This window comes from Streptomyces sp. GC420, assembly GCF_009916105.1.
GTDB lineage: Bacteria > Actinomycetota > Actinomycetes > Streptomycetales > Streptomycetaceae > Streptomyces.
The window spans coordinates 1-6245 of sequence record NZ_JAAAXQ010000423.1 but is presented as its reverse complement, the minus strand read 5'-3'; the positions used below and the strand labels follow the sequence as shown (position 1 = coordinate 6245).

At 72.8% G+C, this 6245-nt stretch carries 4 protein-coding genes and 1 pseudogene; 2 read left to right on the top strand and 3 right to left on the bottom strand.

Going from position 1 to position 6245, the window contains the following annotated elements; all coding sequences use genetic code 11:
• Nucleotides 1-1100: 1100 nt before the first annotated feature.
• Nucleotides 1101-1973, bottom strand: a complete 873-nt coding sequence (locus tag GUY61_RS33005; protein WP_166634000.1) for an acyl-CoA thioesterase II — start codon at nucleotides 1971-1973, stop codon at nucleotides 1101-1103.
• A gap of 87 nt (nucleotides 1974-2060) precedes the next feature.
• A complete protein-coding gene (locus GUY61_RS33000; RefSeq protein ID WP_166633999.1) occupies nucleotides 2061-4574 on the bottom strand; it encodes an RNA helicase in 2514 nt (837 codons plus the stop codon).
• Between the two features lie 143 nt (nucleotides 4575-4717).
• On the opposite strand from GUY61_RS33000, the gene GUY61_RS32995 reads away from it, so the two are divergent.
• On the top strand, nucleotides 4718-5509 hold the full coding sequence (locus tag GUY61_RS32995) for a metal-dependent hydrolase (protein ID WP_166633998.1): 792 nt from the start codon (nucleotides 4718-4720) through the stop codon (nucleotides 5507-5509).
• On the opposite strand, the pseudogene GUY61_RS40780 reads toward GUY61_RS32995, so the two are convergent.
• Nucleotides 5460-5906: pseudogene (locus tag GUY61_RS40780) on the bottom strand (ATP-binding cassette domain-containing protein). The gene GUY61_RS32995 and the pseudogene GUY61_RS40780 overlap by 50 nt on opposite strands.
• Nucleotides 5907-6089: 183 nt before the next feature.
• On the opposite strand from GUY61_RS40780, the gene GUY61_RS42005 reads away from it, so the two are divergent.
• Nucleotides 6090-6236 (top strand): hypothetical protein, encoded by a 147-nt coding sequence (locus GUY61_RS42005; protein ID WP_166633996.1) that lies wholly within the window; start codon nucleotides 6090-6092, stop codon nucleotides 6234-6236.
• Nucleotides 6237-6245: the final 9 nt, after the last annotated feature.

Here is a 6245-nt window from a genome sequence, read left to right as displayed (position 1 = left end):
CCGCCCCTCTCCTCCCGCTCGACTCCCACGGGCCGGAGGCCGGGCACAGCCGGTTCCCACACCCCCGTTCCGGACCGGCCGCCGCCGCGAGCCGGGACGAGTTCCCGCGGCCCGCTGCCCTTGTCGTGCCGGAGACGGCCCGGACTGCCGCCGCGGGGCCGGTCGGAGGCATGCCGCCCTATGCCGCCGGGCACGTCATGGACAGGGCGGTCGCCGGCGGGTCCGGCCGGCACGCCACCGGGGCGGACTGCACGCACACGGGCTCGGGGGAGACCCCGCGGGGCCTCCTGGGCGAAGCGGGTGAGTGCGCGAGCCCGGGAGATTCACCCCGCGAAGCGGCGGTCGCCGTGCCGGAGGGCGCCCGGCCGCCCGGCTCGGGGCGGGCGAGGGGCGAACGCCCGGCCGGTGCGGCGCGGGCACACCCGGAGGCGACGGGCGGCCCGAAAGAGCCGCCGGGCTCCCGCGGCGGTGGAACGGGGCGCGCTCGCACCGGCCCGCCCGCGGGCGCCCCGGCGGAACCGGAATCCCGGGTTGCCGAAGAGGAGATCCCGGACGGGCTGCCGCGTTGCGCGCGTGGGGCGGGAAGCGGCGAGCGGCAGCGGATCCCCGGCGCCTGGCCGGCCGGTGCCTCGCGGCCCGGCGCCGCAGAACCTCCGGTGCCCGTTCCCGGGCAGGGCCCGGCACCGGCACGCGGACCGTTGAGGGCCGGTGCCACGCCGCCTCCGGCGGCCCGCCCCGGACGCGGGTCCGGCGTCGCGGAGCCTCCGGCCCGTACGCCGCGGCCCCGGGCCGCACCCCGGCGCGGCCGCGCGCCGCGCGGGCGGGCGGGCGCGCCGCGGCAGGTGCCACGCGCGGAGGCGGCGGCAGGAATCCGGCCGCCCGTGCCGCGGGTGCCGCCCGTGCCATCGGCGGAGCGGACGGGAGCCGCTCCCGGCCCCGGACCGGGGCGGCGGCACCGGGCCGCGGCGACGGGGCCGGGGCGCGGCCTGCTGGGGCGGCTGTGGCGCAGGCAGGACCGCCCCGTCCACGGCGACGCGAAGGGATGACGCACGGTGGCGCCGACCACCGCGGGACGGACCCACGGACCGCCTCGCCCCGGCTCAGCCGCCCAGCTTGCGGAAGAGACCCTCCTGGACCACCGAGACCAGCAACTGACCCTCGCGGTCGTAGATCCGGCCGCGGGCCAGCCCGCGCCCACCCGTGGCGATGGGGGACTCCTGGTCGTACAGGAACCACTCGTCCGCGCGGAACGGCCGGTGGAACCACATCGCGTGGTCCAGCGACGCCATGTCGAAACCGCGCCGCCCCCACAGGGGCTCGACCGGGATCCGCACGGCGTCCAGCAGGGTCATGTCACTCGCGTAGGTCAGGGCGCAGGTGTGCACGAGCGGGTCGTCGCCCAGTGCTCCGACGGCGCGCATCCACACCGCGCTGCGCGGCTCCGCGCCCTCGATCTCCGCAGGGTGCCAGCGCAGCCGGTCCGCGTAGCGGAGGTCGAAGGGCTGACGCCGGGCCATCCGCTCCAGCTGCTCGGGCACTTCCCCCAGGTGCTCGCGGACCTCGTCCGTGAGCGTCGGCAGGGAATCCGGGTCCTCGAAGTCCCTGCGGGGCGGCAACTGGTGCTCGAAGCTCCCCTCCTCGGGCCGGTGGAAGGAGGCCGTGAGATTGAAGATGGTGCGCCCTTCCTGCACGGCGGTGACCCGCCGTGTCGTGAAGGACCGCCCGTCGCGCACCCGCTCCACCTGGTAGACGATCGGCACGCCGGGGCGCCCGGGCCGCACGAAGTACGCGTGCAGCGAGTGCACCGGGCGGTCACCTTCGGTGGTGCGCCCGGCGGCGACCAGGGCCTGGCCGGCCACCTGCCCGCCGAAGACCCGCTGGAGGGACTCGTCCGGACTGCGGCCGCGGAAGATGTTGACCTCGATCCGCTCCAGGTCGAGCAGATCGACCAGACGCTCGGCGGGGTTGCTCATGAGAGGAGTTCCTTGGGAGAAGACGGGAATGCCGCGAAGACGCCGGTGGCGCGGGACGCGTGGGAGGAGCCGGGGCCGGGCGGGCCGTCACAGGCGGCCGACGTCGGTGACCCGGACGACCGCGCGGCCTTCCTCGTCGGAAGCCGCGAGGTCCACTTCGGCGCTGATGCCCCAGTCGTGGTCCCCGTTCGGGTCGGCGAAGGTCTGCCGTACCTTCCAGAGGCCGTGCTCGGGCTGCTCCTCGATCATAAGGAGCTTCGGTCCCCGCGCGTCCGGCCCGGTCCCCAGGTCGTCGTACTCCTCCCAGTACCCGTCCATGGCCTCGCCCCAGGCCTCCTCGTCCCAGCCCGACTCGGCGTCCAGCTCGCCGAGTTCGGCGACCTTGTCGAGCGCGGCAAGCTCCACCCTGCGGAACATCGCGTTGCGCACCAGCACCCGGAAGGCCCGCGCGTTCTTCGTGACGGGCTGCACCTGATCGGCCTTGTCCTGGGCCTCCTCGGCGGTCTCCTCCTCCGGATTGGCGAGCTGCTCCCACTCGTCGAGGAGACTGGAGTCGACCTGCCGGACCATCTCGCCGAGCCACGCGACGAGGTCCTCGAAATCCTCGGACTTCAGGTCGTCCGGGACGTTGTGGTCGAGGGCCTTGTAGGCGCTGGCCAGATAGCGCAGCACGATGCCCTCGGTGCGGGCGAGTTCGTAGAAGGCGACGAACTCGGTGAACGACATGGCCCGCTCGTACATGTCACGGATCACGGACTTCGGGGAGAGGGGATGGTCACCGACCCACGGGTGGCTCTTGCGGTACGTGTTGTACGCGTGGAAGAGCAGCTCCTCGAGCGGCTTGGGATAGTCGATGTCCTGGAGGCGCTCCATCCGCTCCTCGTACTCGACACTGTCCGCCTTCATCGCCGCGACCGCCTCGCCGCGTGCCTTGTTCTGCTGCGCCGCCAGGATCTGCCGCGGGTCGTCCAGCGTGGACTCCACGACGGAGACCATGTCCAGCGCGTACGAGGGCGACTCGGGGTCGAGCAGTTCGAAGGCGGCCAGCGCGAACGTGGACAGCGGCTGGTTCAGCGCGAAGTCCTGCTGGAGGTCCACGGTGAGCCGGACGATCCGCCCCTCGGCGTCGGGCTGGTCGAGCCGCTCGACGATGCCGCCGTCCAGCAGGGACCGGTAGATGGCGATGGCACGGCGGATGTGCCGCAGCTGGTTCTTGCGCGGCTCGTGGTTGTCCTCCAGCAGATGCCGCATGGCGTCGAAGGCGTTGCCCGGCCGGGCGATCACCGACAGCAGCATCGCGTGGGTGACGCGGAACCGGGAGGTGAGCGGCTCCGGCTCGGAGGCGATCAGCTTCTGGAAGGTGTTCTCGGTCCAGTTGACGAACCCCTCGGGCGCCTTCTTACGGATCACCTTGCGCCGCTTCTTCGGATCGTCGCCCGCCTTGGCCAGCGCCTTCTCGTTCTCCACGACGTGCTCGGGCGCCTGCGCCACCACGAACCCGGCCGTGTCGAAGCCCGCGCGCCCGGCGCGCCCCGCGATCTGGTGGAACTCACGGGCCCGCAGGGTGCGCACCCGGCTGCCGTCGTACTTCGTCAGGGCCGTGAACAGCACCGTCCGGATCGGGACGTTGACGCCGACACCCAGTGTGTCCGTACCGCAGATGACCTTCAGCAGACCGGCCTGGGCGAGCTTCTCGACGAGCCGCCGGTACTTCGGCAGCATCCCCGCGTGGTGCACGCCGATGCCGTGGCGCACGTACCGCGAGAGGTTCTTGCCGAACCGGGTGGTGAAACGGAAGTTGCCGATCAACTCGGAGATCCGGTCCTTCTCCTCCCGCGTGCACATGTTGATGCTCATCAGCGCCTGCGCCCGCTCCACGGCCGCGGCCTGCGTGAAGTGCACGATGTAGACCGGCGCCTGCCGGGTCTCCAGCAGTTCGGTGAGCGTCTCCGTCATCGGGGTCGTGCGGTACTCGTACGACAGCGGCACCGGCCGGGTCGCGGAGCGCACCACGGCGGTAGGACGGCCGGTGCGCCGCGTCAGGTCCTCCTCGAACCGGGAGACGTCGCCGAGCGTCGCCGACATCAGGACGAACTGGGCCTGCGGCAGTTCGAGCAGCGGGATCTGCCAGGCCCAGCCGCGGTCCGGTTCCGCGTAGAAGTGGAACTCGTCCATCACGACCTGGCCGATGTCGGCGTGCCTGCCGTCGCGCAGCGCGATCGACGCCAGCACCTCGGCGGTGCAGCAGATCACGGGCGCGTCCGCGTTGACGGAGGCGTCGCCGGTCAGCATGCCGACGTTCTCCGTGCCGAACAGCTTGCACAGGTCGAAGAACTTCTCCGACACCAGCGCCTTGATCGGGGCCGTGTAGAAGGTGACCTTGTCCTGTGCCAGGGCCGTGAAGTGCGCCCCCGCGGCCACCAGGCTCTTCCCGGAGCCCGTGGGCGTGGAAAGGATCAGATTGGCCCCGGACACCACTTCGATCAGCGCCTCCTCCTGAGCCGGGTACAAGGCGAGGCCCTGGCTCTCCGTCCATGACGAGAAAGCCTCGAAGAGGGCATCGGGGTCGGCGTCCTGCGGCAGCTGATCGATAAGGGTCACTCCCCCATACTGCCTTCCCGCACCCCCGATCAGGGAACCGGACGGCGGAACGAAGATCGGGAGCGCTACGCTGTGGCGCCGACCGGGGGTCGGCCGGCCGCCAACGAGCGGCCGTACCAAGGGAAACGGGGCGGGGAAAGACAATGATGGGACCGGCGCATTCTCTCTCGGGAGCCGCGGCCTGGCTGGGAGTGGGTGCGGCGGCGGCCGCCGCCGGACACACCATGCCGTGGCCGGTCCTCCTCGCCGGGGCGCTGATCTGCGCGGGCGCCGCTCTCGCACCGGACCTCGACCACAAGTCGGCGACCATCTCGCGGGCCTTCGGGCCGGTCTCCCGCGGCCTGTGCGACGTCATCGACAAACTGTCGTACTCCGTCTACAAGGCCACCAAGAAGCCGGGCGACCCGCGCCGCAGCGGCGGTCACCGGACCCTCACCCACACCTGGCTGTGGGCCGTCCTGGTCGGGGCGGGAGCCTCCGGCCTCGCCGTCCTCGGCGGCCGCTGGGCCGTCCTGTTCATCCTCTTCGTGAACCTGGTGCTTGCCGTCGAGGGCCTGCTGTGGCGGGCCGCCCGGGTCTCCAGCGACGTCCTGGTCTGGCTGCTCGGCGCCACCAGCGCCTGGATCCTCGCCGGCGTCCTCGACCAGCCGGGCAACGGCTCCGACTGGCTGTTCACCGCACCCGGCCAGGAATACCTGTGGCTGGGGCTGCCGATCGTCCTCGGCTCCCTGGTCCACTGCGTCGGCGACGCGCTGACCGTCTCCGGCTGCCCCATCCTGTGGCCGATCCCGCTCGGAGCCAAGCGCTGGTACCCGCTCGGCCCGCCCAAGGGCATGCGCTTCCGCGCCGGCAGCTGGGTCGAGGTGAAGGTGCTCATGCCCGTCTTCATGCTGCTGGGCGGCGCGGGCGGAGTCGTCGCGCTGAACATCGTCTAGGACCGACCTCCAGCGCCGAGACCGGTTCGTCGCAGACGATGACCTCCGGCCGCGGCGCCAGCGCGCGGGCGATGGCGACCCGCTGCCGCTGGCCGCCGGAGAGCCGCAGCGGGGAGTCGTCCAGGTGCCGTTCCGCCAGGCCGACCCGGTCCAGCAGCCCGGCGGCAAGGCCCCGCAGCTCACGGGCGGAGGCGGCGGCCCGACCGGGGCCGGTCCGCAGGGCGTCGGTCAGGATCCGCCCCACGTCCCAGCGCGGGTCGAAGGAGCTGAGCGGGTCCTGTTAGACGACTCCGACCCTGCGCCGCAGCGGACGGCGCCGCGCGCTCCCGGCCGCCGTCCACGGCCCGCCGTCGAGCAGCACCTCGCCCGCGTCCGGCCGCAGCAGGGCGAGGGCCATCCGCGCGGTGGTGGTCTTGCCCGAACCGGACTCTTGGTCGTGATGTCGCCGAGCGGGGTGTCCAGCGGGTGGCCGTCGAAGTCGATGCCGAGGCCGCCGCCGAGATGCGCCACCATCGCGTCCAGGTCGATGCTCTCCTCGAGTTCCCGCTCCTTGCGGCGGGCCTCCTCCTCCGTGGAGCCGATGACGAAGTGCAGGCCCTGGAAGAACTTCAGATCTCCGGGGGAACGGCCGTGTGCGGCCCTGCTGGCCGCCGGCGGACTGTGGACCCACCCCGCCGAGGCCGTCGGCGCTCCGGCCGCGGTCCCCTTCGCCTCCCTGGCCATCTGACCCCGGCCC